Genomic DNA, 25,259 nt, shown 5'->3' with positions numbered 1-25,259 from the left:
CCATGTGGAAAGACCATATATCAATCATTAGCCAGGACATGAAGCAGGCTGATGACAAATATCTACCAACAAGTTTTTGGCAATTTGGTGCTAAAGGGCTTGAGCAAGATTTACATCAGCACGGGATTGAAAATTTTCGCTCAATGACCAGCGCCCTGTCGTACTTTGTGCCTACCTATATGTTCCATGGCTGGGCAACGCAGCAAGAGAAATATCACGCCATGGTGGCGACATGTGAGCGTCAATTAAACGGCGATGCAAAAGCAACACTGCTGATGAAAGACTTCCTCAACGGTGAAATGCACGCTCGCAGTGATTATCGCGTACTAAAAGCGACCGAAACGCAAGTTAAACCCTTTACTGACACCTTTAGTGAAAGCAATGTCGGTAACCCGCTAGAGCTGTTTGAATTTGATGGCCGCCGCTTTAGCCGTTCAAGCTTAAACTATCTGCTCGGCATTAATTTCCTTAAGCAGCAACTTGGCTCAATTGAGATTAACACAGTGCTCGAAATCGGCGGCGGGTTTGGCTCGCTTGGTGAGATTTTACTTAGCGATAAGCGTAACAACTGCTTTTATCTTGATGTCGACATTGCACCAACCTGTTTATTCTCGACTTACTATCTGCAATCGGTATTTGGCAAAGACAATATCGCCGACTACCAAGATATAAAATCACTCGGGCAAACCAGTTTGACGCAATTAGCGCAGCAGTACCAAGGCGCCGTAGCTTGCCCGTGGCAACTACCTAATATTTCTGGCGAGCTAGATTTGTTCGTGAACTTCATTTCATTTCAAGAAATGGAGCCAGACGTGGTTGAAAACTACCTTAAACACGTTGATAGGTTAAATACCAAATATGTACTACTGCGTAATCTTCGTGAGGGTAAGCAACTCGCTAAAGACGGCCACGCTGGCGTAAAACAGCAGATTAAAGGTGAAGATTATGATCGTTTCTTACCTAACTATCAGCTTGTTGCAACCAATGTTCATCCCTTTGGATTTGAAACGATTGATGGTTTCAACTCTGAGCTAAGGTTGTACAAGCGCCAGCTAACGTAAACTCCCCCCACCAAACTCGGTCATTAAGGAGGATTGATGAGCACAAGAAAACACATTCAAGATGATCGCCCTGCTAGCGCTAACGGGGGAGATTACTGGCAACGACTGCTGGATCAAAAGCACATTGAATCAATACTGTTTTCAGGAGACTGCGGCCAAGAGCAAAAGCAGCAACTGTTTTATCGATATGTTTCCGTCGTCAATATCGAGCCATTTAACTTCTGCAACCGCAAGTGCAGCTACTGCCCTGTGTCATTTTTAGATGAGCGCAGAGGCAAGATCAAGCACATGAGCGACGACATTTACCACAAGCTAATTGCCGAGTTAAAACAAATAAACTACAGCGAAAAGCTGGTTTACAACTTATATAACGAGCCGCTGGCGAGTAAGAAAAAGTTTTACCAAAAGCTCAGATATGCATTAGAGCAACTGCCTCAAGCCAGACTATTCTTTAACTCTAATGGCGACTATTTAGATCTAGAAGCCTTGCAAGAACTGAGTGAAATTGGCGTCACCGGTATTAATGTTACTTTGCATACAAAAGGCGACTACGACCATCAAGAGCGGCACCAAGAACTTATCGAGTTTTACGACAAACTCGAACAGGACTTAGTAATAGACAGTGAAGATCCCGGATTCTCAATCCACAGTCACTTTGTTCATAATGGCATGCGGGTTGATGTTAACTGCATGAACTATGAAGAAATCGGTCATTCCCGAGCTGGCGCAATGGAGCACTTAAAAATCACTCAAATGCGCGATTACCCGTGCTTCCGACCCTATCGTGAATTAACGGTGTACCACAACGGTTATGTTTACCCTTGCTGTAACATCATGCCTGACTTAGATGTGGGACATAAATATGCTATTGGTAACTTAGCTGACGACAACTCCATTTATGACCTTTATGCATCTAAGTTGATGCAAGGCTGGCGCAAATCGTTACTGACATTTGGCACCAAAAAGTCGCCGTGTGACCTTTGTTATGAACGGACATGTACCGTTAATGATGATGACAGGCAAAAAAGGCAGAAAATATTCGACAAGATAGAAGCATAATACCAATTAGCATAAGAATGTGCTCATTCTTACTGGTTAAAATCACTTATAACTTCGTTAGAAATTTTGTAGGTAGAATAACTAGCTAGCTGCAATTTCCGCCTTGTTCTAAGCGATTTTCCCTGCGTAATATCTGTTCACTTATTTATCCTAATTGGTATAAAACCATTTTCTTGCTTTGAGCAAAACAAAAAACCCAGCGCAATGCTGGGTTTTTAATAGCTATTCGTTAATCGCTAATAGCGAATCAACTAGCAATTGCCAATTAAGGCATCATTGATTGTTGATCTGCGCCTTCTTTCTCGATTTCAACTGGCATCATGTGTTCACGATTAATACCAAGTTTAATCGCTAAGTAAGATGCTACGTAAATCGATGAGTAAGTACCTACTATGATACCTAGCAGCAATGCTGTAGCAAAACCATGGATCATAGTACCGCCTTTAAGGAACAAGGCTGTCACTGTGATAAGCGTAGTACCAGTGGTGATCACGGTACGGCTCATGGTTTGCGTAATAGAGGTGTTCACTACTTCTTCAGAGCTACCTTTACGGATCTTCAAGAAGTTCTCACGAATACGGTCGTATACAACGATAGTATCGTTGAGCGAGTAACCGACAACTGTTAACAAACCTGCAAGTACGGTGAGGTCAAACTCAAGTTGCAGTACCGAGAAGATACCTAAAGTCACGATAACGTCATGGGCAAGCGCGGCAACAGAGCCTGCCGCTAAGCGCCACTCAAATCGGAATGATACATAGATAAGAATACAGATAAGCGCAACAAGTACCGCTAATCCACCTTGCTCAGCAAGCTCCTTACCTACTTGCGGCCCAACAAACTCAACGCGCTTTTGCACTACACTTGAGTCGATTGATTGCGCCGCAACCATCACACCATCAACTTGATCATCGCTTTTAACTTCTTCACGCACCGGTAGACGCACCAGTACGTCGCGGCTAGAGCCGAAGTTTTGTACTACTGCACCATCAGTTGTTGGCGTAACTAACTTTTCACGGAAGTTGTTTAAATCAACCGGATTCGAGAACTCAAGTTCAACCACTGTACCGCCAGTAAAATCTAAGCCCCAGTTGATACCTTTAGTGGCTAATGAGCCTAAAGATGCCAACACAATGAACATAGACAGAATACTGATAGGCGCCGCGTGACGCAGGAAGTTGATTGTCTTTTTTACTGAAAATATCTGAAACATGTGCAATCTCTTCCTTAAATAGACAACGTCTTAAGGCGCTTACCGCCCCACAACGCGTTAACCACAGAGCGCGTACCAACGATAGAGGTAAACATTGAGGTTGCAATACCAATCATCAGCGTCACAGCGAAACCTTTCACTGCACCTGTACCCACAGCAAATAGAATCAACGCTGTCATAAAGGTTGTGATGTTAGCATCGGCAATGGTCGAAAATGCGTTTCCGTAACCTTCATGAATCGCTTGCTGAACAGTGCGACCTGCCAATAGTTCTTCACGAATACGTTCAAATACTAGTACGTTACCATCAACCGCCATACCGACAGTCAATACCATTCCAGCAATACCTGGAAGAGTAAGTACTGCCCCTGGGATCATTGACATGACGCCGACAACCATAATTAGGTTAGCCATAAGCGCTAGGTTGGCAATAAAACCAAATGCACGATAGTAGATCAGCATAAATAGCAATACGATTGCCATACCCCAGATCATTGCTTGCATACCGCTTTCAATGTTCTCAGCACCAAGGCTAGGACCAATTGTGCGCTCTTCAACAATGGTAACTGGCGCAATCAACGCACCTGCACGTAGCAGTAGTGCTAAGCTTTGCGCTTCTTTATGATCAAGACCATTAATAACGAAGTTACGACCTAGACGAGCCTGAATGGTTGCAACAGAGATAACCTCTTCAATCTTGGTCATCTTAACGCTGCCATCTTCTTTACGCTCTCCACTGTCCTTGTACTCGATGAACAAGGTTGCCATTGGTTTACCAATGTTATCTTTGGTCACATTTGAGAAAATTGAACCACCTTTCGCATCAAGACTAATCGATACTTGCGGGCGGCTGTATTCATCAAATGAAGGTTGCGCACCAGTAATATGATCACCAGTTAGCATCACTTCTTTTTTCAGCACAACTTGTCCGCCACCACGACGGTCGAAGATTTCAGAGCTAGCTGAAACGCGGCCAGATGCTGCAGCTGTTGGGCTTGCTTTATCATCAACCATGCGGAATTCAATCGATGCGGTAGCGCCAAGAATCGTCTTAGCACGCGCAGTATCTTGAACACCAGGAAGCTGCACTACAATACGTTCAGCCCCTTGACGTTGAACCACAGGTTCGGCAACACCTAACTCATTCACACGGTTACGAATCGTGGTGATGTTCTGTTGCAATGCTTCTTCTTTAATCTGCTTGAGGTAAATCTCAGACATATTAGCAAGCAACACAAAGTTATCACCGCTAGAAATATCGCTATATACCATGTCAGTACCGCGAGTCTTTAAGTAACGCTCAGCTTTACCGACAGTATCTGCATCACGGAACTTAATCTCGATACCTCTAGGTGTTTTGCGCACGCCAGCGTAACGGATTTTTTCTTCACGTAGTTGACTGCGGAAATCAGCAATCTTTGCCTCTTCCATCTTGCGAACTGCTTCGCTCATGTCCACTTCCATCAGGAAGTGCACACCACCACGTAAGTCCAAACCTAACTTCATTGGCCCGCCACCTAGGGCTTCTAACCACTCAGGCGTTGCCGGAGCTAAGTTTAATGCTACTGTGTATTTATCACCTAGAGCTTCAGAAATCGCTTCACGAGCGGTTAACTGTTGTTCTGGGTTTTGCACACGAACAAGCAGTTGACCATTTTCGAGCTCAGAGCGTTTTACCGCAATGTCGTTACTCGCTAACACGTCAGTCACTGTTGCTTGAGTTTGCGCTGTTACTTCAACGCCACGGGTAGCAACCACTTGCACCGCGTGATCTTCACCAAACAGGTTCGGAATTGCGTAAAAACCACCAACGGCGATGATTAACACCACCATGATGTTTTTCCACATTGGATACTTATTTAACACTCTAGTGCCCTCTTGGCTTACAACGACTGAATAGAACCTTTAGGTAAAACTGCCGTGATGTAATCCTTTTTGATAGTGATTTCAGTCGATTCATTAATCGCTAAAAGTACGTAATCGTTCTCAGCACTAATTTTAGTTACTTTACCTAACACACCACCGTTAGTTAGCACTTCGTCACCTTTAGAGATCGATTCCATTAGGCTCTTATGCTCTTTCACGCGCTTAGATTGTGGGCGGAAAATCATGAAGTAAAAAATTAAACCAAATACAACTAACATAAAGATAAGTTGCATGGTTTCGCCGCCTGCTTGGGTACCTGCTGCGTTTGCATATGCGTTTGAAATAAACATAGTTCTCTCTTCTTATACTATTTAAAATTAATGAAAATTAGTCTTTTAACTCAGGTACTTCACGTCCTAAGCCAGTGTAGAAGTCTTTAACAAAGTCATCTAATGTACCCGCCGCGATAGCATCGCGCAAACCTTCCATCAACATTTGGTAATAACGTAAGTTGTGGATGGTGTTTAAACGCGCACCTAAGATCTCATTACAGCGATCTAAGTGGTACAAATAGGCGCGTGAGTAATTTTTACAAGTGTAACAGTCACACTTAGGGTCAAGTGGTGACGTATCTTCGCGATGACGGGCATTACGAATCTTAATCACACCTTCACTGGTAAATAGATGACCATTACGGGCATTACGTGTTGGCATCACGCAGTCAAACATATCAACGCCGCGGCGTACGCCTTCAACTAAGTCTTCAGGCTTACCTACACCCATTAGGTAACGAGGCTTATCCTCTGGGATCTGCGGACAAACATGTTCAAGAATGCGATGCATGTCTTCTTTAGGCTCACCAACAGCAAGACCACCCACTGCGTAACCGTCAAAACCAATCTCGGTTAGACCCTTGATACTTTCGTCGCGTAAGTCTTCGTATACACCACCTTGAATAATGCCAAACAAAGAGTTTGGATTTTCAAGACGGTCAAACTCATCACGTGAACGCTGTGCCCAACGCAGCGACATCTGCATTGATTTACGCGCTTCATCATGTGTTGCAGGATACGGTGTACATTCATCAAAAATCATCACTACATCACTGCCTAGTGAGTCTTGAATTTGCATCGACTTCTCAGGGTCTAAGAAAATCTTTTCACCATTAATTGGCGAGCGAAAGTGCACGCCCTCTTCAGTGATTTTACGGATATCACCTAAGCTGAATACTTGGAATCCGCCTGAGTCAGTCAAAATAGGACGCTGCCAGTTCATAAAATCGTGCAGGTCACCGTGCTTACGCATGATTTCTTCACCTGGACGTAGCCACAGGTGAAAGGTGTTGCCTAGCAGAATGTCAGCGCCAGTCGCACGTACTTCTTCAGGAGTCATACCTTTAACCGTGCCGTAAGTACCGACAGGCATAAACGCTGGTGTTTCTACCGTACCACGTTCAAAAACTAAGCGGCCGCGACGTGCGCGTCCGTCTGTTGTATCTAATTCAAATTTCATAAATCACCTTGCCAGATAAACAGTCTGACATGTTTGTGTTTCAATAGAGATAAGGGCAATTTTTGTCGCTTCAAGTCACCTTGCGTAAATCAATCTAAAAAGCTGACCAGTCAGGTTTGTAATGCGTACAAAAAAGCCCACTTCACAGTGGGCTGACATTTTAAAGCAAAAACTGATATTAGTCGGCTTTTTTCGTCACAAACATGGCATCGCCATAACTGAAAAAGCGGTATTTTTGAGCAATCGCATGCTGATACGCATTCATTACTTCATCGTAACCAGCAAAAGCGCTCAACAGCATGATTAAGGTTGACTCAGGTAAGTGAAAGTTTGTCACCATGCAATCAACCACTTTGAAGTTAAAGCCTGGGTAAATAAAGATATCAGTGTCACCACTAAAAGCTGCAAGAGGCTCGTCACCACTTGCCTTGGCTGCACTTTCTAACGAACGTACCGATGTGGTACCAACCGCGATCACGCGGTTACCGTTGGCTTTAGTCGCGGCGATTTTATCAACTACGCCTTGCTCAACATTGGCCCACTCTGAATGCATCTTGTGTTCAAGTACATTATCAACACGTACTGGCTGGAACGTACCCGCGCCGACATGCAAAGTCACAAAGGCAATATCCACGCCTTTATCTTTCAGTGCTTGCAGCATGTTGTCATCAAAGTGCAAACCAGCAGTTGGCGCAGCTACCGCCCCAGGTTGGTCATTGTAAACGGTTTGGTAACGCTCTTTGTCGGCATCTTCATCTGGGCGATCAATATACGGCGGCAGTGGCATATGGCCAATTTCTTCAAGCACAGTCAAAATAGTGTTGTCACCCTCAAGCCCTAACTCAAACAAGGCATCATGACGAGCCAACATTTTCATTTGATAGCCATTATCAAGATGGATCATACTATCGACTTTTGGCGATTTTGAGCAGCGCACATGTGCTAGTACCCGCTTGTCATCTAGCATACGCTCTACCAAAATTTCTAGCTTACCGCCGGTCGCCTTTTGACCAAACAAACGCGCAGGGATAACTCGGGTATTGTTAAACACCATCAAGTCACCCGGATTTATCATCTCAAGAATATCGGTAAACTGTTTATCAGCTAATGCGCCGGTGTTTCCCGCTAAAGTTAGTAGGCGCGAAGCATTACGCTCCTGTGTCGGGTAACGGGCAATCAGTTCATCAGGTAGTTCAAAAGAAAAGTCGGCTACGCGCATTGGGTTAACTCTCAAGATACAAAAACGGCCGCTAGTCTATGACTGCGGCCGCTTAATATCAAGTATAATGGTTATTTTGTCAGCTTATCTTCAGCGAGTTCTGCGTTAACGTCTGCATCAGCCTTAACTCCTTCGCGATGGATATCATCCATTTTGAAAGAATGCGTTTCATAATTAAGATCTATTTCAACCTTGGTACGCTGTTGCCCCTTGGATCGCCCAAGTAATTTATTTAGCCAGTTTATCATCATCCATGATCCTTAAAACCGATATCAAAGTTAAACTCTAAAGGGTAATTAATACAATCTTATCTACAGTCTGTCGCGAATCTTGTTATGCTCTAGGCTAGTTTTTAACTAGTGCTGCTTTTTGGATTAACGTGGTGTTATAGCTAACCTAGCTTTTTGCACAAAAATATATAGCGCTACTTGATAATTCACTGGGCTAAAAACATAGCAGCTCTCATCACAACTCTAAGTAGAAACATGCGTAACTATTCATGCTGTTTCCATAAAGCGCAGTGTTAACAAGTTAAAAACATAATACTTCATTTTTCTTAAAATAAAAGAGCAATTTATGAACTTTTTGGCGCATTTGCACCTTGCAGATAATAGTGACACCAATATGGCAGCGAATCTTGCTGGCGACTTTGCGAAAGGCAGTATAGATAGCTACCCTAAACATCTGCAGCAGGGGATCTGGTTACATAGGCAAATCGATTCAATGACCGACGCTAATGATATAGTAATTGATCTACTTAACAGTTTTCCTAAACGCTCTCGTCGTATCGCGCCTATCCTGGTTGATCTAAGCTTCGATCACTACCTTGCTTATTATTGGCAAGAATACCATTCACTGCCGTTAAGCGAATTTTGCGCAAAAGCCTACAAACAGCTAGAACAAACTCCTGAACTACCGGCAAAGCTCAATCAAATTGCTCCTAAAATCATCGCTCAAGATTGGCTCGGTAGTTACCGCTCGCGTAAAGGCTTATCACAAGCAATTAAGGGCGTGTCAACAAGGTTGTCAAAACCTGAATTATTCCAATACGCCGATGCCGATATCGATAAGCTGTATGTTGATATCGAAATTGCGTTTCGCACCTTCTACCCACAATTAATGGCCTATACCCGCATAATAAGCCGCAGAACGCCAAACGAATATTTAGTCGATAACGCATAAGCGAGTTTGACTTGCAGCGCTAGAAGAAAAAACGGACGATAACAAGATATAAGCAAGATAAATGTCAGTAAACTCAATGCTATTGAAAACAAAACATGCGCTAGCTACACGTCTCAGCAGCCCAAAGTTCTGGTTAGGCCTAGCTCGGGATATCTTTATCATGGCTGTTATTTTGATTGGCGTATCTATGTATTTACAACGCGATATGGCCTCAGGCGCCGCGCCGCATATTCAAGCTAGCCTCATTAGCGGTGAGCAAATCCACCTATTTAAACAAAAGAGTGACAAGCCAACACTTGTGTACTTTTGGGGCACTTGGTGCCCGATATGCTCAGTCACCTCGCCTGCAGTTAATGGCATCACAAAAGACGGGCATCAGGTGGTGACTATCGCGGTGGCATCGGGAAGTAATAGCCAAATTTCTCAATACTTAGATGAGCATCAATATCAATTTGCCACCGTTAACGAGCAACAAACGAAACAACCGCTTAGCGAGCAATGGGGCGCCCATGCACTGCCCTCGATTTACCTAGTCAATAGCAATAATCAAATTGTAATGACAACCTCAGGTGCTACGTCATACTGGGGATTAAAACTCAGGCTGTGGTTAGTAGAGCTGCTGGCTTAGCGGCATAAAAATAACACCAAGAGCAGTCTGTGTTATGATGCGCATCTTTATTAAGCCTCGCAGATTGTAGAGTTAGCCATGCAAGTTTTTGATTACCGACCACCCGCCATTCCATGGCTCGATATCCGTTATGTTGATCGCGATATCATTGTTATCAATAAACCTTCTGGCTTACTGTCCAATCCGGGTATTGCAGCGCACACCCATGACTGCGCGCTCACCAGACTGCAGCGTGTGTATCCTGATGCTATATTAGTGCACCGCCTTGATTGTGATACCTCAGGGATTATGGTGTTTGCCCGCAACAAGAAAGCTGAATCTAGCATCAAAACTCAGTTTCAAGACCGTTTAATCACTAAAGAGTACATTGCGGAAGTCAACGGGCATTTAACTAATGAATCTGGCGTAATTGATAAATCGCTCGCTGCTGATAAAGAAAACCGTCCGCTACAAAAAGTATCGGCAGATGGCAAAGTCGCTATTACCAACTATCAAGTGCTAGAGCAACGTGAGCACAGCACACTGGTTCAGCTATTGCCACAAACAGGGCGCACCCATCAGTTAAGAGTGCATATGCTAGCTTTGGGAAACGTTATTTTAGGCGATCAGTTTTATGCTAATGAACACGTCGCCAACGCAAAATCTAGGCTTCAACTGCACGCTCAACGGCTAACCTTCACTCATCCATACAAGAAATCTGAAGTGAGTTTTTACAGCAAACATAGTTTTTAACTGTCTACGAGCTAACTCTTTGCAAATAGCTGCCAAAGTAACCGAGAAACATACAAAAAAGCGAGGCGATGAATAATCAGCGCCTCGCTTTTTTATGTCTAGTCAAGCGTAAATATTAACTGTTGGCTTTATGCTCAGCAGCTTCGCAAGCCGCTGCAGTGAACACCACATCAGTCGAGCTATTTAACGCGGTTTCGGCGGAGTCTTGGATAACGCCAATAATGAAGCCTACTGCCACTACTTGCATAGCGATATCATTGGAAATACCAAACAAGCTACACGCCAATGGGATAAGCAATAGTGAGCCACCAGCAACACCTGAGGCTCCACAAGCAGATACTGCCGATACTACGCTAAGTAATAAAGCAGTACCGAAATCAACCTGAATACCTAAAGTATGCGCCGCCGCTAAGGTTAATACGGTAATGGTAATTGCAGCGCCGCCCATGTTAATGGTCGCGCCTAATGGAATAGACACTGAGTAAGTATCTTCATCAAGCTTTAGCTTTTCACACAACGCCATGTTTACCGGAATATTTGCTGCGCTTGAGCGAGTGAAAAATGCGGTAACACCACTTTCACGAATACATTGTAGCACTAGCGGGTATGGGTTACGGCGAGTCTTGTAAAATACGATTGCCGGATTAACTACAAACGCGATAAACGCCATAGAGCCAACAAGCACAAACAATAACTGCGCATAACCAGCTAGTGCTTCAAAACCTGTTTCAGCAAAGGTTGAAGCAACCAGACCAAAAATACCGATTGGCGCAAAACGAATCACAAAACGCACTATGTTGGACACACCATGGCTCACATCAGCTAGCACAGTCTTTGTTGAGTCTGATGCACTACGCAACACAAAACCAAGACCTGCACCCCAGGCTAAAATACCGATGTAGTTACTGTTAGCAATGGCATTAATTGGGTTATCTACAATCTTAAACAATAAGGTGTTTAACACCTCTAAAATGCCTTGAGGCGGGTTACTTCCTTCAACTCCAGCTGCAAGCAGTAAGGTCGTTGGGAACATGAAGCTAAACACCACTGCGGTAAGTGAAGCAGCAAAGGTGCCAAATAAATATAAGCCGATAATTGGGCGCATATTCGATGGACTATTTGGGTTTTGGTTAGCAATCGATGCGGTAACTAACACCAATACCAATACAGGTGCAATCGCTTTTAAGGCATTGACAAATAACGAACCTAAAAACGCGACATTTTTGGCGTATTCAGCAGATACCGAAGCCAGTAGCACACCAAGAACGATACCACCGATAATTTGTAAGACGAGACTACCACTAGCAATACGAGCTAGTAGCGAGTTATTTTGATTCATTGATTGACCTTCGATTTATTATATTTTTTGGTGGAGCAAATTTTATTAAACAGACAAACACTAGTTTATCTAGACCTGATCTATATCAGGTTGCAACAACCTAAGTCTAGGTATTCACCACAATGACTATTGAAAATAACCTCAATGTTGCAACCAAGGTACATTACACCAACATTGTGGCAGCAGGGAATGATTTATAAGTGAGATCAGTCAGTAGATTGGAAACTCTGTGCGCCACGTAACATGGCATCGATCAGTTCACGGGCATCAAACTTAGTTAACGCCTCATTAGCACCGACCTGGGTTGCCTGACTTACACTAATTTCACTTGAAAGAGAGGTGTGCAAAATAATGTAAGCCTTAGCAATGGCAGCATCGTTTTTGACCTCAAAGGCTAACTCGTAACCATCAAGCCCGGGCATTTCAATATCGCTCACTAAAATATCAATGGCTTTATTGTCAGCGGCGCTTTGCTTCATCATTGCGAGCGCCTCATGGCCATCTGAGGTCACCTGATAGGGAATATTGAAGGAATCAAGCGCATCAGACAGTTGCTTACGCGCAACCATAGAATCATCAACCAGCAAAATATTCAGAGGTTTAAGCTGCTCTCGTTGCACATCAGTCAAAATAGGACGGTTAGCCGTAGGATCGTCAGGGAATATTTTCGACAGCAATAACTCAACATCAAGCAACTGCACAATACGCTCGTCCACACGAGTTACGCCAGTGAGGTATGCGTTTGATCCTAATGTGCTCGATGGCGGCATAATATCGCGCCAATTACATTCAATGATTTTTTCAATACTGCGCACAATAAAGCCAATTAGCATTCGCTGACAGTCAGTGATGATGATGTAACACTTGTCTAACTCGTTGTCATCTACGCTTTTAAAACCAATGGCCTGCGCCATATCGATAACAGGAATAGTGCTGCCACGCACTGTCGCTGTACCTTTAATTGCACTGTGAGAATTAGGCAGTTTGGTTAGAGGAGTAAATGGTACTAACTCGCGAATTTTAAGGGTGCCGAGTGCAAAGAGTTGAGTATGATTTAGTTTAAATAGCAGCAAACCTTGAGACTGGCTCGCCTTATTAGCGGGTTTATTTGAAGCTCTGCTACCAGAAGCGGCACTCACATCGGCTAAACTTGTCATTCGCTGCCCTTTTGTTCATCGTACCGTTTAACTATAGCACTGCCTGCTGCCTAATTGCTGCGAGCTACAACGCAAGTTTGCTAGGTTACTTATATAAGGACTAATACAAGAACTAATGCAAAGACAAACTACAAATGAGATTCAATCGGCAGCCAGGATAAAAAGCTTGCCATAAAGCGCTGCCAAAGACTTGTATTGGGTTCCTTGTAATGACGCTCGCCTGATACAAGGTCAAGCCAAACCAACTTATTGTCTTCAACTTTTACCTGATAAACCTTTGACGGCAAATCATGATAGAACCCTGTCAAAAACTTCTTGCTAAATGGCTTGTCGTAAATAATTACGCCCATTTCTGTATTAAGCCATGCCGAGCGTGGATCGTAATTAAATGAGCCAATAAATATCGCCTCATCATCCACTACAAATGACTTGGCGTGTAAACTCGAGCGCGAGCTTCCCTGGAACATTTTTGCTTCAGCTTGTTTGTACTTGCGGGTTAAATCTGCCTTTAACTCATAGAGTTTAATTCCGCCTTCAATCAGTTGCTGACGATACTGCTGATACCCTGAGTGCACCGCCAATACATCTGTTGCGGCTAAACTATTGGTCACCACGGTAATATCCACGCCCGATTTGGCCCAAGAGACGAGTTCATCAGCACCAGATTGAGTCGGCACAAAATAAGGCGAGATAATGAGTACCTGCTCCTCTGCCGCACTGAAAAAAGTCGCTAAATCGTCAACTAAAATGCCTTGATTAAGGTGAGTGTGGAGCTTATTTGGTGGGTCGAAAATAACTTCAGCATCGACGGTATACCAGTTAACTCTTTGATTGAGTAACTTCTCCAGCATGGGCGTCGTCACTAAGCGTCGTACATACTGATTCTCAGGTAAACTTTGCTGAAAGGCTTGTAGCGCAGCATGGGTCTCGAACAGTTCAACGGCATCAATAGACTTTTCTTCAAGTTGCTCGACGGGGCGAACTTGCGATGAGTTCCAATACAAATCAAATTGATCGCTCACTTCATCTACTGCAGCGCCCATCATAAACACATCAAGATCACCAAACTCCACAGCTTCATTAGCCGAGAAATATTCATCGCCAATATTACGCCCGCCAACAATGCTCAGCATATTGTCAACAGTAAGCGATTTGTTATGCATACGATGATTCATGCGCCCAAAGTCGGTCACAAATGACCAGGTTCGACGTTCACGATAGTGCGCAGGGTTAAATACTCGAATGGAAATATTGGGATGACGCACCAACGCAGCTAAGCCATTGCCAAGTGCACCTGTAGTCATGTCATCAAGCAAAATCCGCACGCGAACGCCGCGCTCGGCAGCCTTGTACAAATACCAGGTTAACAATGTGCCAGTTTCGTCATTGCGATAAATATAATACTGCACATCAATCGAAACCTGCGCCGCCTCAATGCTCACAAGACGAGCAGTAAACGCATCTAATCCATCAGACAAGGGGTAAATTGCAGTATTTGATTCAGTTAGCTCAGTGGTGGCTAACACGCGATTATAATAGTCAACTAGCCGCGAGCTTGTCGGTTTGGCTAGTTTATATTCTAAAGGCGCGGTGGGATAAACATGGTGTGTTTGGCAGGCAGATAACCAAGACAAAGCAACAACTGCGACCAACAAACGACTTGAGTGAATAAGGCACCTGCAAGTTTTTACTAAGCCGAGCATTCCTTTCCCTTGGTTGTAGATGTTTTAATATTACCTATTACTGTAGCGCGTAAAGCACGTCATAAACAAATTGATCCCAACCATCTGCGTCAAATGCCAGCCCACTAGCAACTCGAGTTTGGCTGACAGCATGCACGGGAGCAGCTCCGTTTCTCATCAAATAGTAAGCCATAACTAACTCAGTGCGGTTGATACCCGAACGGCAGTGTAACAGCACAGTTTTACCCTGCTGGCGTTGCTCATCGATGAATGCGATGACTTTCGGTAATAACTCAACGCAAACCGCTAAATCTTCAGGCTTGGGTGGGATATTGTCGGGTAGATTAAAAACCTGATGGGCAATATCGAGCGTTTTTAGCTGTTGGCTATCACACGCCGCACCGTCATTGAGAGAAGCAATTGCTGCAAAACCTTCCTGCTTTAACTGCTGCAGATCCCATGGGTGTTTATTTGGTCCACTGCGACCAGCCAGTTGACCTTCTTCTAACCAAAATACATGTTCCATAACGACGACTTCTTTGGCAACTTGGTTAAACATCACAAGCAAGCGATGACTTACTCATTTATGACTAAAACTAATCTGAACTCTTGATAACTAAGCTATCAACTAAGACTTAGGCTTAGCTTGAGACCAGATATTTTCATTGGCTTGAGGCACTTTCTTGCGCTTCTTTTTACCAGTACCAGCAGGTTTTGCCATAGGCTTATCTACTGGCTCAACTTCGAGGTTTTCATCGGCCTCAAAACCCGCGACTTGCTCTCGTTCTAAGCGAATTTTATTTTTCTTTTCAATCACTTTAAAGTGATGATATTCATCATGACTAATCAGTGACACCGCAAGCCCTACCTCGCCTGCACGGCCGCTGCGACCAATGCGGTGCATATAATCCGCTGGGCTACGGGGCAGCTCGAAGTTAATTACTACTGGCAGCTTTTCAATATCAATACCGCGAGCCGCAATATCGGTGGCGATAAGCACATCTATCTCACCTTGCTTAAAGCCATCAAGTACGCGAGTTCGTGCGCCCTGGGCCTGGTCGCCATGAAAAACCTGCGCTGTAATACCGCGCTTAGCCAGCTTTTGCGCCAGGTTATTACAAGTCTTCTTAGCACTGGCAAAGATTAACACCTGACGCCAGCTATTTTCTTTGATCAAGTGCGCTAAAAGCGCGGTTTTTTTATCTTTGTTCACCGTCATCACACGTTGAACCAAAGTGCTTTGCTCAGCGCTTTGTAAAAACAGTGTGGTAGGCTCATTAAGTAAGCTATTGGCAAGAGCCATCACTTCATCAGGGAAGGTTGCTGAAAACAAACCTGTTTGCTTGGTTTTAGGCAGTAATTTGAGAATATCACCGAGCTCATCAGTAAAACCTAAGCTCAGTAATCTGTCAGCTTCATCAAGTATTAAGTGTTTCACCTTGTCGAGTTTTAGCGCATTAGATGAAACTAAATCGAGTAAACGCCCAGGTGTTGCCACAACTACATCAGCGCCGCCTCTTAATGCGAGCATTTGCGGATTGGCTGATACGCCGCCAAATACGCACACGACTTTAATTTTGCGTTCTAAGTTTTGGGCATAAGCGACAAAGTTATCCGCCACTTGTTTAGCAAGCTCACGCGTCGGCACTAACACCAAAGTTGAGACAAGATTGCCTTTGCCCTGAGGTTGACTCGATTTGCCGTTAGTTAGCTCACCTGTGATATGACGGGTGATGATAGGTAATGCGAAAGCTGCAGTTTTGCCAGAGCCAGTGTTGGCGCCGACCAATACGTCTTTACCTGACAGCATGGCTGGAATCGCCTGTCGCTGCACCGGTGTTGGCGTTTTATATTCAAGTTGAGTTAAACGCTCAACTAGTGAAGAAGGTAATTGAAAGTCTGCAAAACAATTCGCTGGCGCTGAAGTCATATAAGGTCACATTATCAAAAGATTAACGCGTTATTTTACCTTAGATGACTGAGCAATGACTATTTATTTGCAATTGATGTTAACTGCAATAGTCAGATGTAAGCAGCTATACCCCTTCAAGATCCAACAAGTATTGCTTCATCGCAAGACCGTGAGCGTAACCGGTCAATTTACCGCTTTTACCTATCACCCTATGGCACGGCACGATAATCGCTATCGGGTTTGCCCCATTCGCTGCACCTACAGCTCGCACCGCTTTTGGTCTTGCTATCTGCTTAGCAATGTCTGAGTAACTACAAAAGCTTCCATACGGCATGTCGACTAAGGCTTGCCAAACCTGATGCTGAAATTCAGTACCTTTTGCAGCAAGCGGCAAGTCAAAACTCACCCGCTGGCCAGCAAAATATTCCTGTAGTTGTTTAATGGCTTTTATTAGGTGTAAGCGGGTTAAAAACATGGCTTCTGCGCTGCCGCTGGCAATCGCTTCAACTTCAATCAATGCAGTTTGGATATTTGCATCAGGCTCAGCTAACACGGATGCCATCGTAAGATGAGTCAGCCCCCGCTCGCTGGCGCGCATGATAATTTTGCCGACAGGACTCGCAACCTGCGCTTGCAATAACGGCGCTTGATACTGCGCTGGGTTTAAATTCACAATCGTCTCGTTAAGTTGTGGATTAGCTGCATCAACTTTGCTCTCAAGTTGAGCTTCAGCTGCAGTTGTATTTGTTGATGTGGTTTTATTCACTTTTGGCTCACTTGTTCATTGGGCTTACTTGTTTGTTGGGCTCCGCGGCTCGTGGGCTGGGGCACTCGTTTTGTCGCTGTTTAGCGTGGCTTGATGCCATATTTGCAAGGTAAGGTAACTTCCCCAAGGGCTTACCTTGGCTGCAAGTTCATCTGCAAATTTTTGATACCGCTTAGCGCTTATCTCTGATTGCTGCTTTTTTAGGTAGCACTTTAGACCATTTTTAATCACCAAGTCTGAACTCAGCAATACATCGGGTTGCTGCTCACCACGTAGCTGAGTATAGGCAATGGTCCACGGACCAATACCTTTTACTTGTAGCCAATCTTCAACCTTAGCATCAGGATGTTCAGCGACAAATTGCGCAAGTCCGATTAACGCTTGCTTGCGGCTGTTAGGCATTTTAAACATCTTCAAAGACGCATTAGCTAGACGTTTAGCTGTTGGGAACAGCAAGTAGCTTTGCCCTTGAATCATCACCCGCTCGCCATAGTGCTCAACTAAGGTATTTAGCAATTTACAGGCCTGTGTCACGCTAACTTGCTGCCCAAGTACAGCGCGGCAAGCCGCTTCAAACGCAGTTGGAACACCTGGAATGCGGATCCCCTGAGTTACCTCAGCGCCGAGCGCCTGATAACTACTCAGCCCTAGTCCTATCTGCGCCATGTCAGCATCAACATCGAGCATACGGCGAATTCGGCTGACCAACATCATCAATTGACTGATATCTTTGGGGTCATTTAGCTCGATTGACAACAATAACCGATGTTTAGCTGCATCATGATGCACAGTCATCACCCCTATCACTCCGCTGATATTGAAGCTGCGGCGGTAACAGTCACCTGTGACCCACTCCATCCCTGCGACCTGACGTACCCGATAAAAACCAATTAAGTAGTCCCAAGCAAACGGCGGGCGATAACTAAGTTTTAGGGTAATTTGACCAGATGATTCCTCTGCAATTGCTTGCCTACGCACATCACTTGGCGCAAGTGTCAGGATGTTCTTAAATGCATCGTTAAAGCGGCGAATACTGTTAAAGCCACTAGCAAAGGCTATGTCAGTAATCGCCAATTGCGACTCAACCAACAACTGCTTAGCAAATAAAACCTGACGATAAAGCGCATATTGCTTGGCCGAAGTACCGATATGGGTATTGAACAGCTTATTTAAATAACGCGGCGTTATGGCAAGCTGCTCAGCGAGCTGAGCAATCGATATTCCGTCATCGCCAGACATAACACCTTGATCAATGAATTCAACCGCTTGGTTAAAGGTCGCCTGGGTTCCAAGCCAGGCGCGAGAATTAGGCGCACTATCCGGTCTGCAGCGAAGGCAAGGCCTAAGCCCAGCATTTGCAGCTTGTACTGGCGAGTCGAAATAGCGTACGTTTTTCTCTAGTGGTGCAGGCGCGGGGCAAATTGGGCGACAATAAATACCTGTGCTAAACACGCCTGTAAAAAAACGGCCATCAAAACGCGCATCGCGACTTAACCTCGCTCGCTGGCAAATATCTGCTGCGATATGACACTGATGCTCTATGGAAGAAGAGGCTTCAGACATACAAGCTCCTGAAATACAAGCTACTGGAATAGTAGCTACTGAAATACTAGCTCAAAACATATCTGAGGCTAGCCGCGTTAAATGAATCAACTAGCTTTCATTCTACGAGATTTGCCATAATCTACTAGCCATAATCGGAACTCAATTAAATTCAGCTGTTAGATTGGCAAGCATCACGCAATCAAAGAGACTTCCCTACCAACTCACTGGTAACACTTGTGAATTAATCGTCACAATTTATTGGCGAGTACGGTAAGGTATATAGCCATTACTGCACGCTATCAATTTGAGTTGTCTATGTTTAAGTTTTTTGAGTCATTGACTCAACCCCTGCCAAGTGAAGAGCCCAGCCAGCCACCAAAAACTTTAATTGCGTTTTGCCGTCATTACACCAAAGGCTTTGGCAAGCTGTTAATTATTATGTCGATTCTCACTTCCACTTTGGCGATTTTAGAGGTATCGCTTTTTGGGTTTATGGGACAACTGGTTGACTGGTTAGTTACAAAAGATCCGCAAACCCTGTGGCAAGATGAGTCCACAACCCTGATCACTATGTCGGTTACTGTTCTAGTGGTTATCCCAACACTAGTGTGGCTGCATGCATCGGTTGTGTATCAAGGACTATTAGGTAACTACCCGATGGCGATTCGTTGGCAAGCACATCGTTATCTACTTAAACAGAGTATTAGCTTTTATCAGGATGATTTTGCAGGTCGCGTGGCAACCAAGGTCATGCAAACTTCGCTCGCGGTGCGTGAGAGTGTGATGAAATTACTGGATGTGCTGATGTATATCCTAGTTTATTTCACTTCAATGTTGGTGATGATTGCCGCGGCAGACATTCGTTTAATGCTGCCTATGCTGGTTTGGCTATTCGCCTATATTGGTATTCAATATTTACTGGTGCCGAAGCTTAAGAAAGTATCAGCCGAGCAAGCTGATGCGCGCTCAACCATGACCGGCCGTATTGTGGACAGCTATACCAACATTTCAACCGTGAAGCTGTTCTCCCATACCAAGCAAGAAGCGGATTACGCCCAAGACAGCATGATGCTGTTTTTAAAAACCGTATATAAGCAGATGCGCCTGGTCACTGTGATTAACGTGTCTGTACAGGTAATTAACTATTTGCTGGCATTTACCATAGCTGCGATTTCAATCTACCTATGGGCAGATAACGCCATTACGGTAGGTGCTATTGCTATCGCTGTGAGCCTAGCATTAAGACTTAATGGTATGTCGCAGTGGATCATGTGGGAAATTAGCTCACTGTTTGAAAATATTGGTACAGTTACCGATGGTATGAATACCTTGTCTAAACCCATCGCGATTCAAGATAAAGTCGATGCTCCAGAGCTTAATGTCCAACAAGGTGAAATAGATTTTCGTCAGGTGAGTTTTCACTATGGTGAAAAAGGCGGCGTGATTGATAACCTAAACCTTAATATCAAGCCTGGCGAGAAAGTCGGTCTGGTTGGCCGTTCTGGCGCTGGTAAATCTACCTTGGTAAATCTTTTGATGCGTTTTCATGATGTTGAAGATGGCGCTATTAGTATTGATGGTCAAGGTTTAACTGACGTGACTCAAGACTCGCTGCGCGCCAATATCGGCATGGTGACCCAAGACACCTCTTTGCTGCACCGCTCAATTAGAGAAAACATTCTCTACGGCGATCCAAAGGCAAGCGAAGCTCAGCTTATGCAAGCGATTAAGCAAGCACAAGCCGCAGACTTTATCGATGGTCTCACTGATCCCCATGGGAACGTCGGGCTAGATGCTCAGGTAGGTGAGCGCGGCGTTAAGCTGTCTGGCGGGCAACGTCAGCGTATTGCAATTGCTCGTGTACTGCTAAAAAATGCCCCCATCCTCATCTTAGATGAAGCCACATCAGCGCTCGATAGTGAAGTCGAAGCAGCGATTCAAGAGTCCTTGTATCAGCTAATGGAAGGCAAAACGGTAATCGCCATCGCCCACCGTTTATCAACCATTGCAGCAATGGATAGGTTAATCGTGTTAGATAAAGGCGAAATTGTTGAGCAAGGCACGCATCAACAACTCATCGAATCAGGTGGAATTTACGCTCAGCTGTGGTCACATCAAACTGGTGGCTTTTTAGGCATAGATTAGCGCTCGCGATTCAAGCCAAATTAATTGGTGAGCTAGCTGATACTCATATGTATTAACTCATAGCTAGCTCACTTATATCCATAAAAACGCGCAATGAATTTCGTTGGCTCGCCCAGCCCTTTTTACCTTCCCTAGCCTAGGCTAGTTTAATACCAGTTAGCTTACTGCCTTGTTAGCTTACTTCCATATGAGGTTGATATAACTCAGCTGTTTCAATCGAGTCTTGTGAATTGCCATCCTGTATCAACTCATCTTGGGCAAGTTGACTGATACGCTGCGCCATGTATTTGCCCCACAAATGGTACGCCTCTTTACCTGGATGGAATCCGTCAGCGGCCATGAGCTTTGCTTCAAATGGGAATGGGATCGACTCAAAGTGAACTTTATTATGCAGCTGGCTGTTGCGCTCAAGTATATGATTGAGCTTAAAAGCACGCTGACCTAACCACCACCTAAGCGGATTAGGTAAGGCTGGAAATTGATGAATAGGCGGAATGGCAGTAAATAATATGTGTTTGGCTGAAAACTTGGTCTGTAGCAGTGAAATAATAGCTTCTAGATTAGCGAGCCATTGCTGTGAGCTAGTACGTTTAGTGACATCATTAACACCAATCGAGATCACCACGTAGTCCGCCTTGAACTCCTCAACTTGTTCAAGCCGTGCGACTAACTGAGTCGATGTATCGCCATCTTGAGCATGCAGTTGCCATTGTACTTGATGATGTTGAGATAACGCTTGGCTTAACTGCCCCGATAGAGCATCTTGCTGCTCAGCCACCCCAACACCAGCGCCTGCGGAGTCACCAATAATCATGACGCTTAATGGCTTACCACTACCAACAAGCCCGTGTCTTACACCATCAGGCTCTGGCAATTTGTTGGTTTTAAAGCGCACCCATTTGCCTTGCAACAAATACACAGGCACTAACAAAAGGGTTGTTAACTCCGCCAGTTTGCCACTGTCCATTGGCTGTTCCTCATAGCGATTCCATCAGTTTAGTCATTAACAATATAAGCTACATAGGTTAGAGATTAGAGTAAATAGTCTGCATGATTAAGCTCATGTTACCGCGGCTTGTAACATGAGTGGGCGGTGTCGTTACCCCTTAACTCACTTGAATTCAGGCACAAAAAAACCACCTCGCGGTGACTTTAAGTTCTTTTTAAAAGAAAAGAGTTGGTATCCCATAGGGGATTCTCCCCCTGTTACCGCGGCTTGTAAAATGAGTGGGCGATGTCTTTACCCCTGCCCCAGAATTCAGGCACAAAAAAACCACCTCGCGGTGGTTTTAAGTTCTTCTCAAAAGAAAAGAATTGGTATCCCATAGGGATTCGTCCCCTGTTACAGCGGCTTGTAAAATGAGTGGGCGGTGTCCTTATCCCTGCCCCCCCCCACAGAATTCAGGCACAAAAAAACCACCTCGCGGTGGCTTTAAGTTCTTTTCAAAAGAAAAGAATTGGTATCCCATAGGGGATTCGAACCCCTGTTACCGCGGCTTGAAAAATGAGTGGGCGGTGTCCTTACCCTCTAATACCCCGGAATTCAGACACAAAAAAACCACCTCGCGGTGGCTTTAAGTTCTTTTCAAAAGAAAAGAATTGGTATCCCATAGGGGATTCGAACCCCTGTTACCGCCGTGAAAGGGCGGTGTCCTAGGCCTCTAGACGAATGGGACATACCGTTCTGTGTTTATACTCCACAGAGAGTGAATACTCATTGATACCTGTAGGCTAAATATCAACGCTATCGAATCGTTAACTTTGCAGTCAACCACTCAAGAATAAGTGGTATCCCATAGGGGATTCGAACCCCTGTTACCGCCGTGAAAGGGCGGTGTCCTAGGCCTCTAGACGAATGGGACATACCGTTCTGTGCTTATACTCCACAGAGAGTGAATACTCGAAAAATCCTGTAGGCTAAGATTTGACGCTACCTCGGAGAGGATTTAGTGGTGGAGCCTAGCGGGATCGAACCGCTGACCTCAACACTGCCAGTGTTGCGCTCTCCCAGCTGAGCTAAGGCCCCACATTTACTAAATCAGTTTGGATACGCTGCGAGATGTTTCTCACGATGTGTCTCAACTGCGAGGCGCATTCTATGCAGCCTACCCAAAACTGTCAATACGTTTTTTAAGAATTTATTCTGTCTGCTACAAATTCAATCGCTTTGGAGATTCTTTGTTCAGAACGGGCCTTTCCAACCAAGAATATGGTCAAATCTACCGCTGGAGACATACCTGCGCCTGTTACAGCGACACGTAGCGGCATACCCACTTTACCCATACCCACTTCTAATTCAGCAGCAGTATCTTGAATCGCCTGATGAATAGCTTCAACAGTCCACTCTGGCAACTCAGCTAATTTCTTCAGCATCACTTGTAGCGGCTCAAGTGCGACACCACGTAAATGCTTCTTAGCGGCAGTTGCATCGAACTCAGCAAAGTCTTCATAGAAGTAACGGCTAGAAGCGGCTAACTCTTTTAGTGTTTTAGCACGCTCTGAAAGTGCGGTCACAATCTCGGTTAATGCAGGACCATTTGCTGTATCGATGTTTTGATCTTGCATGTGCCATTCTAGGTACTTAGCAACATGAGCTGGATCAGATTCTTTAATATAGTGCTGATTTAACCAGTTTAGCTTTTCTGTATTAAAAGCTGATGCTGCCTTATTAATATCTTCAAGCTTAAATAAGTTAGTCATTTCTTCAACAGAGAAGACTTCCTGATCGCCATGCGACCAACCTAAACGTACTAAATAGTTTAGTAGCGCTTCTGGCAGATAACCGTCATCACGGTATTGCATTACACCAACAGCGCCATGACGCTTAGAAAGCTTGGCACCATCGTCACCTAAAATCATAGATACATGGGCATACTCAGGAACTGGCGCACCTAGTGCTTTAAGAATATTAATTTGACGCGGGGTGTTGTTGATGTGGTCTTCACCACGAACAACACAAGTAATACCCATATCCCAATCATCAACAACAACACAGAAGTTATAAGTAGGCGTACCGTCACTACGAGCAATGATTAAGTCATCTAAGGTGTCGTTAGCAAATTCAATACGACCACGTACATGGTCATCAAATACTACGCTACCTTTGGTTGGGTTTTTAAAACGGATAACATAAGGCTCGTCAGTATCGCGAGGTTCGAGATCGCGACAGTGACCGTCATACTTTTGCGCTTCACCATTAGCAGCTTGCTCTTCACGCATAGCTTCAATACGCTCTCGAGAACAGTAACACTTATATGCCGTGCCCTCTTCTAGCATCTGCGCGATGATCTCGTTGTAACGATCAAAACGTTTAGTTTGGTAGTATGGACCTTCATCCCAATTAAGGCCTAACCACTCCATACCTTCAAGAATTGCTGCAACAGCTTCAGGAGTCGAACGCTCAATGTCGGTATCTTCTACACGTAAAACAAACTCACCTTGGTTTGCTTTTGCATATAGCCATGAATAAAGTGCAGTACGTGCACCACCTACGTGTAAAAAGCCGGTTGGGCTAGGAGCGAAACGCGTCTTGGTTGTCATAATTGAAAACTGACCCTAGTAGATAGCCTGTTTATCATGACTATTGTCATCAATAGCGATAAACAAGTTGATATGTGTAAAAAAGTAGCCGCTATTCTAGCAGCCTATAAAGGTGATGGAAAACGTAAAAGTACAAACTGCGTGCTCAAGCCAGGCAAAACTTGACTCAGTAAATTAAATTTCACTATCAATTGTTAGTTGATGCTAGCGCGCCATATCCACTGTCCGCGTTCACGCTTTACATCGCTCGAATATCCCCTTTCCACTCTCTAAGCATTTAACTTGAACATCACCAACGTAGTTGATGAGAGGAATGGTGACTTTCCATATTTACAGGCCAAATTTACAGCCAAATGTAAAATGAGTAAGCAAAGCGGCAGCTGAATAAGACTTCAACTATCTCTATTACACTCTATTTCGAGACAGAACTAGGCTAGAACGAGCGGATAGCAACCGCCATTAAGGTGTTCGCCATCAACTCAAGATGTTGTTGTGACCATGTTTGCGCATTTTACCAACAGCAATGCACAATGATGCTGCAAGCTGCGCATTTTTAATTCGACTACACGCTTTTTTTAGAAAAGTCGTTGACAGCTTTTGCTTCATCCCTATAATACCGTCCCACACAGCGAGGTCGATTAGCTCAGCTGGGAGAGCACCTCCCTTACAAGGAGGGGGTCACTGGTTCGAGCCCAGTATCGA

At 44.5% G+C, this 25,259-nt stretch carries 21 protein-coding genes and 4 tRNA genes; 7 read left to right on the top strand and 18 right to left on the bottom strand.

Annotated elements, in window-relative coordinates; genetic code table 11:
• Positions 1-2 precede the first annotated feature (2 nt).
• Both G3R49_RS10855 and G3R49_RS10850 read left to right on the top strand, forming a co-directional pair.
• Complete coding sequence (locus G3R49_RS10855) at positions 3-1,061, top strand: putative sugar O-methyltransferase (protein ID WP_167869642.1); 1,059 nt, start codon at positions 3-5, stop codon at positions 1,059-1,061.
• A gap of 36 nt (positions 1,062-1,097) precedes the next feature.
• Positions 1,098-2,120, top strand: coding sequence for a radical SAM/SPASM domain-containing protein (locus G3R49_RS10850; RefSeq protein ID WP_167869641.1), 1,023 nt, complete (start codon positions 1,098-1,100; stop codon positions 2,118-2,120).
• Positions 2,121-2,385: 265 nt separating this feature from the next.
• Here G3R49_RS10850 and secF read toward each other — a convergent pair whose 3' ends face one another.
• From secF to G3R49_RS10820, 6 genes are all read right to left on the bottom strand, one after another.
• Positions 2,386-3,333, bottom strand: a complete 948-nt coding sequence (gene secF / locus G3R49_RS10845; RefSeq protein ID WP_130601679.1) for a protein translocase subunit SecF — start codon at positions 3,331-3,333, stop codon at positions 2,386-2,388.
• Between the two features lie 14 nt (positions 3,334-3,347).
• Positions 3,348-5,198 (bottom strand): protein translocase subunit SecD, encoded by a 1,851-nt coding sequence (secD, locus tag G3R49_RS10840; RefSeq protein WP_130601677.1) that lies wholly within the window; start codon positions 5,196-5,198, stop codon positions 3,348-3,350.
• Between the two features lie 17 nt (positions 5,199-5,215).
• On the bottom strand, positions 5,216-5,548 hold the full coding sequence (gene yajC / locus G3R49_RS10835) for a preprotein translocase subunit YajC (RefSeq protein ID WP_130601675.1): 333 nt from the start codon (positions 5,546-5,548) through the stop codon (positions 5,216-5,218).
• Positions 5,549-5,585: 37 nt separating this feature from the next.
• Positions 5,586-6,710 carry a tRNA guanosine(34) transglycosylase Tgt gene (gene tgt, locus G3R49_RS10830; protein ID WP_130601673.1) on the bottom strand — a complete coding sequence of 375 codons (1,125 nt, stop codon included), beginning with the start codon at positions 6,708-6,710 and terminating at the stop codon, positions 5,586-5,588.
• Positions 6,711-6,888: 178 nt separating this feature from the next.
• On the bottom strand, positions 6,889-7,929 hold the full coding sequence (queA, locus tag G3R49_RS10825; RefSeq protein WP_167869640.1) for a tRNA preQ1(34) S-adenosylmethionine ribosyltransferase-isomerase QueA: 1,041 nt from the start codon (positions 7,927-7,929) through the stop codon (positions 6,889-6,891).
• A gap of 71 nt (positions 7,930-8,000) precedes the next feature.
• Entirely contained in the window at positions 8,001-8,180 is a 180-nt protein-coding gene (locus G3R49_RS10820) for a hypothetical protein (protein WP_130601669.1), read from the bottom strand.
• Positions 8,181-8,505: 325 nt separating this feature from the next.
• On the opposite strand from G3R49_RS10820, the gene G3R49_RS10815 reads away from it, so the two are divergent.
• The 3 genes from G3R49_RS10815 to G3R49_RS10805 all read left to right on the top strand — a co-directional run bounded on the left by G3R49_RS10815 (position 8,506) and on the right by G3R49_RS10805 (position 10,471).
• A complete protein-coding gene (locus tag G3R49_RS10815) occupies positions 8,506-9,111 on the top strand; it encodes an ACP phosphodiesterase (RefSeq protein ID WP_130601667.1) in 606 nt (201 codons plus the stop codon).
• A 160-nt stretch (positions 9,112-9,271) separates the two neighbouring features.
• Positions 9,272-9,739 carry a protein disulfide oxidoreductase gene (locus G3R49_RS10810; RefSeq protein WP_245335335.1) on the top strand — a complete coding sequence of 156 codons (468 nt, stop codon included), beginning with the start codon at positions 9,272-9,274 and terminating at the stop codon, positions 9,737-9,739.
• A 78-nt stretch (positions 9,740-9,817) separates the two neighbouring features.
• Positions 9,818-10,471, top strand: coding sequence for an RluA family pseudouridine synthase (locus G3R49_RS10805; RefSeq protein WP_130601663.1), 654 nt, complete (start codon positions 9,818-9,820; stop codon positions 10,469-10,471).
• Between the two features lie 115 nt (positions 10,472-10,586).
• Here G3R49_RS10805 and sstT read toward each other — a convergent pair whose 3' ends face one another.
• The 7 genes from sstT to G3R49_RS10770 form a co-directional block, all read right to left on the bottom strand.
• A complete protein-coding gene (sstT, locus tag G3R49_RS10800; protein WP_130601661.1) occupies positions 10,587-11,810 on the bottom strand; it encodes a serine/threonine transporter SstT in 1,224 nt (407 codons plus the stop codon).
• A 206-nt stretch (positions 11,811-12,016) separates the two neighbouring features.
• Positions 12,017-12,967 carry a chemotaxis protein gene (locus G3R49_RS10795; protein ID WP_167869638.1) on the bottom strand — a complete coding sequence of 317 codons (951 nt, stop codon included), beginning with the start codon at positions 12,965-12,967 and terminating at the stop codon, positions 12,017-12,019.
• Positions 12,968-13,095: 128 nt separating this feature from the next.
• A complete protein-coding gene (locus G3R49_RS10790) occupies positions 13,096-14,670 on the bottom strand; it encodes a phospholipase D family protein (RefSeq protein ID WP_167869637.1) in 1,575 nt (524 codons plus the stop codon).
• A gap of 37 nt (positions 14,671-14,707) precedes the next feature.
• The gene (locus G3R49_RS10785) at positions 14,708-15,175 is read right to left on the bottom strand and encodes a dual specificity protein phosphatase family protein (RefSeq protein ID WP_167869636.1); all 468 of its coding nucleotides are present in this window, start codon (positions 15,173-15,175) and stop codon (positions 14,708-14,710) included.
• A gap of 102 nt (positions 15,176-15,277) precedes the next feature.
• Positions 15,278-16,579 (bottom strand): DEAD/DEAH box helicase, encoded by a 1,302-nt coding sequence (locus G3R49_RS10780; protein WP_167869635.1) that lies wholly within the window; start codon positions 16,577-16,579, stop codon positions 15,278-15,280.
• Between the two features lie 106 nt (positions 16,580-16,685).
• Positions 16,686-17,237 carry a methylated-DNA--[protein]-cysteine S-methyltransferase gene (locus G3R49_RS10775; RefSeq protein WP_348633925.1) on the bottom strand — a complete coding sequence of 184 codons (552 nt, stop codon included), beginning with the start codon at positions 17,235-17,237 and terminating at the stop codon, positions 16,686-16,688.
• A gap of 114 nt (positions 17,238-17,351) precedes the next feature.
• Positions 17,352-18,890, bottom strand: a complete 1,539-nt coding sequence (locus G3R49_RS10770) for a DNA-3-methyladenine glycosylase 2 family protein (protein WP_167869634.1) — start codon at positions 18,888-18,890, stop codon at positions 17,352-17,354.
• A gap of 297 nt (positions 18,891-19,187) precedes the next feature.
• On the opposite strand from G3R49_RS10770, the gene G3R49_RS10765 reads away from it, so the two are divergent.
• Entirely contained in the window at positions 19,188-21,017 is a 1,830-nt protein-coding gene (locus tag G3R49_RS10765) for an ABC transporter ATP-binding protein (RefSeq protein ID WP_167869633.1), read from the top strand.
• 172 nt (positions 21,018-21,189) lie between these two features.
• On the opposite strand, the gene G3R49_RS10760 is transcribed toward G3R49_RS10765, so the two are convergent.
• The 5 genes from G3R49_RS10760 to gltX form a co-directional block, all read right to left on the bottom strand.
• Positions 21,190-21,984 (bottom strand): SGNH/GDSL hydrolase family protein, encoded by a 795-nt coding sequence (locus G3R49_RS10760; protein WP_167869632.1) that lies wholly within the window; start codon positions 21,982-21,984, stop codon positions 21,190-21,192.
• Between the two features lie 633 nt (positions 21,985-22,617).
• Positions 22,618-22,693, bottom strand: a tRNA-Glu gene (locus G3R49_RS10755).
• A 110-nt stretch (positions 22,694-22,803) separates the two neighbouring features.
• Positions 22,804-22,879, bottom strand: a tRNA-Glu gene (locus tag G3R49_RS10750).
• Positions 22,880-22,967: 88 nt separating this feature from the next.
• A tRNA-Ala gene (locus G3R49_RS10745) sits at positions 22,968-23,043 on the bottom strand.
• A 104-nt stretch (positions 23,044-23,147) separates the two neighbouring features.
• On the bottom strand, positions 23,148-24,557 hold the full coding sequence (gene gltX / locus G3R49_RS10740) for a glutamate--tRNA ligase (protein ID WP_167869631.1): 1,410 nt from the start codon (positions 24,555-24,557) through the stop codon (positions 23,148-23,150).
• Between the two features lie 632 nt (positions 24,558-25,189).
• Between gltX and G3R49_RS10735 the strand changes: the two genes are divergently transcribed.
• Positions 25,190-25,259, top strand: a tRNA-Val gene (locus tag G3R49_RS10735).

The sequence above is a fragment of the Shewanella sp. WXL01 genome (assembly GCF_012263345.1).
Classification (GTDB): domain Bacteria; phylum Pseudomonadota; class Gammaproteobacteria; order Enterobacterales; family Shewanellaceae; genus Shewanella; species Shewanella maritima.
Note: the sequence above shows the minus strand (reverse complement) of the source record. Positions and strands in the feature narration are given on the sequence as shown.

Bases quoted from the DNA above. Each gene is read 5' to 3' on its own strand.
- G3R49_RS10820 (WP_130601669.1), bottom strand. From the start codon at position 8,180: ATGATGATAAACTGGCTAAATAAATTACTTGGGCGATCCAAGGGGCAA.
- G3R49_RS10815 (WP_130601667.1), top strand. From the start codon at position 8,506: ATGAACTTTTTGGCGCATTTGCACCTTGCAGATAATAGTGACACCAAT.
- G3R49_RS10760 (WP_167869632.1), bottom strand. From the start codon at position 21,984: ATGGACAGTGGCAAACTGGCGGAGTTAACAACCCTTTTGTTAGTGCCT.
- G3R49_RS10795 (WP_167869638.1), bottom strand. From the start codon at position 12,967: ATGACAAGTTTAGCCGATGTGAGTGCCGCTTCTGGTAGCAGAGCTTCA.
- G3R49_RS10805 (WP_130601663.1), top strand. From the start codon at position 9,818: ATGCAAGTTTTTGATTACCGACCACCCGCCATTCCATGGCTCGATATC.
- G3R49_RS10855 (WP_167869642.1), top strand. From the start codon at position 3: ATGTGGAAAGACCATATATCAATCATTAGCCAGGACATGAAGCAGGCT.
- secF (WP_130601679.1), bottom strand. From the start codon at position 3,333: ATGTTTCAGATATTTTCAGTAAAAAAGACAATCAACTTCCTGCGTCAC.
- sstT (WP_130601661.1), bottom strand. From the start codon at position 11,810: ATGAATCAAAATAACTCGCTACTAGCTCGTATTGCTAGTGGTAGTCTC.
- G3R49_RS10810 (WP_245335335.1), top strand. From the start codon at position 9,272: ATGGCTGTTATTTTGATTGGCGTATCTATGTATTTACAACGCGATATG.
- G3R49_RS10780 (WP_167869635.1), bottom strand. From the start codon at position 16,579: ATGACTTCAGCGCCAGCGAATTGTTTTGCAGACTTTCAATTACCTTCT.
- gltX (WP_167869631.1), bottom strand. From the start codon at position 24,557: ATGACAACCAAGACGCGTTTCGCTCCTAGCCCAACCGGCTTTTTACAC.
- G3R49_RS10785 (WP_167869636.1), bottom strand. From the start codon at position 15,175: ATGGAACATGTATTTTGGTTAGAAGAAGGTCAACTGGCTGGTCGCAGT.
- G3R49_RS10790 (WP_167869637.1), bottom strand. From the start codon at position 14,670: ATGCTCGGCTTAGTAAAAACTTGCAGGTGCCTTATTCACTCAAGTCGT.
- queA (WP_167869640.1), bottom strand. From the start codon at position 7,929: ATGCGCGTAGCCGACTTTTCTTTTGAACTACCTGATGAACTGATTGCC.
- yajC (WP_130601675.1), bottom strand. From the start codon at position 5,548: ATGTTTATTTCAAACGCATATGCAAACGCAGCAGGTACCCAAGCAGGC.
- G3R49_RS10765 (WP_167869633.1), top strand. From the start codon at position 19,188: ATGTTTAAGTTTTTTGAGTCATTGACTCAACCCCTGCCAAGTGAAGAG.
- tgt (WP_130601673.1), bottom strand. From the start codon at position 6,710: ATGAAATTTGAATTAGATACAACAGACGGACGCGCACGTCGCGGCCGC.
- G3R49_RS10850 (WP_167869641.1), top strand. From the start codon at position 1,098: ATGAGCACAAGAAAACACATTCAAGATGATCGCCCTGCTAGCGCTAAC.
- G3R49_RS10770 (WP_167869634.1), bottom strand. From the start codon at position 18,890: ATGTCTGAAGCCTCTTCTTCCATAGAGCATCAGTGTCATATCGCAGCA.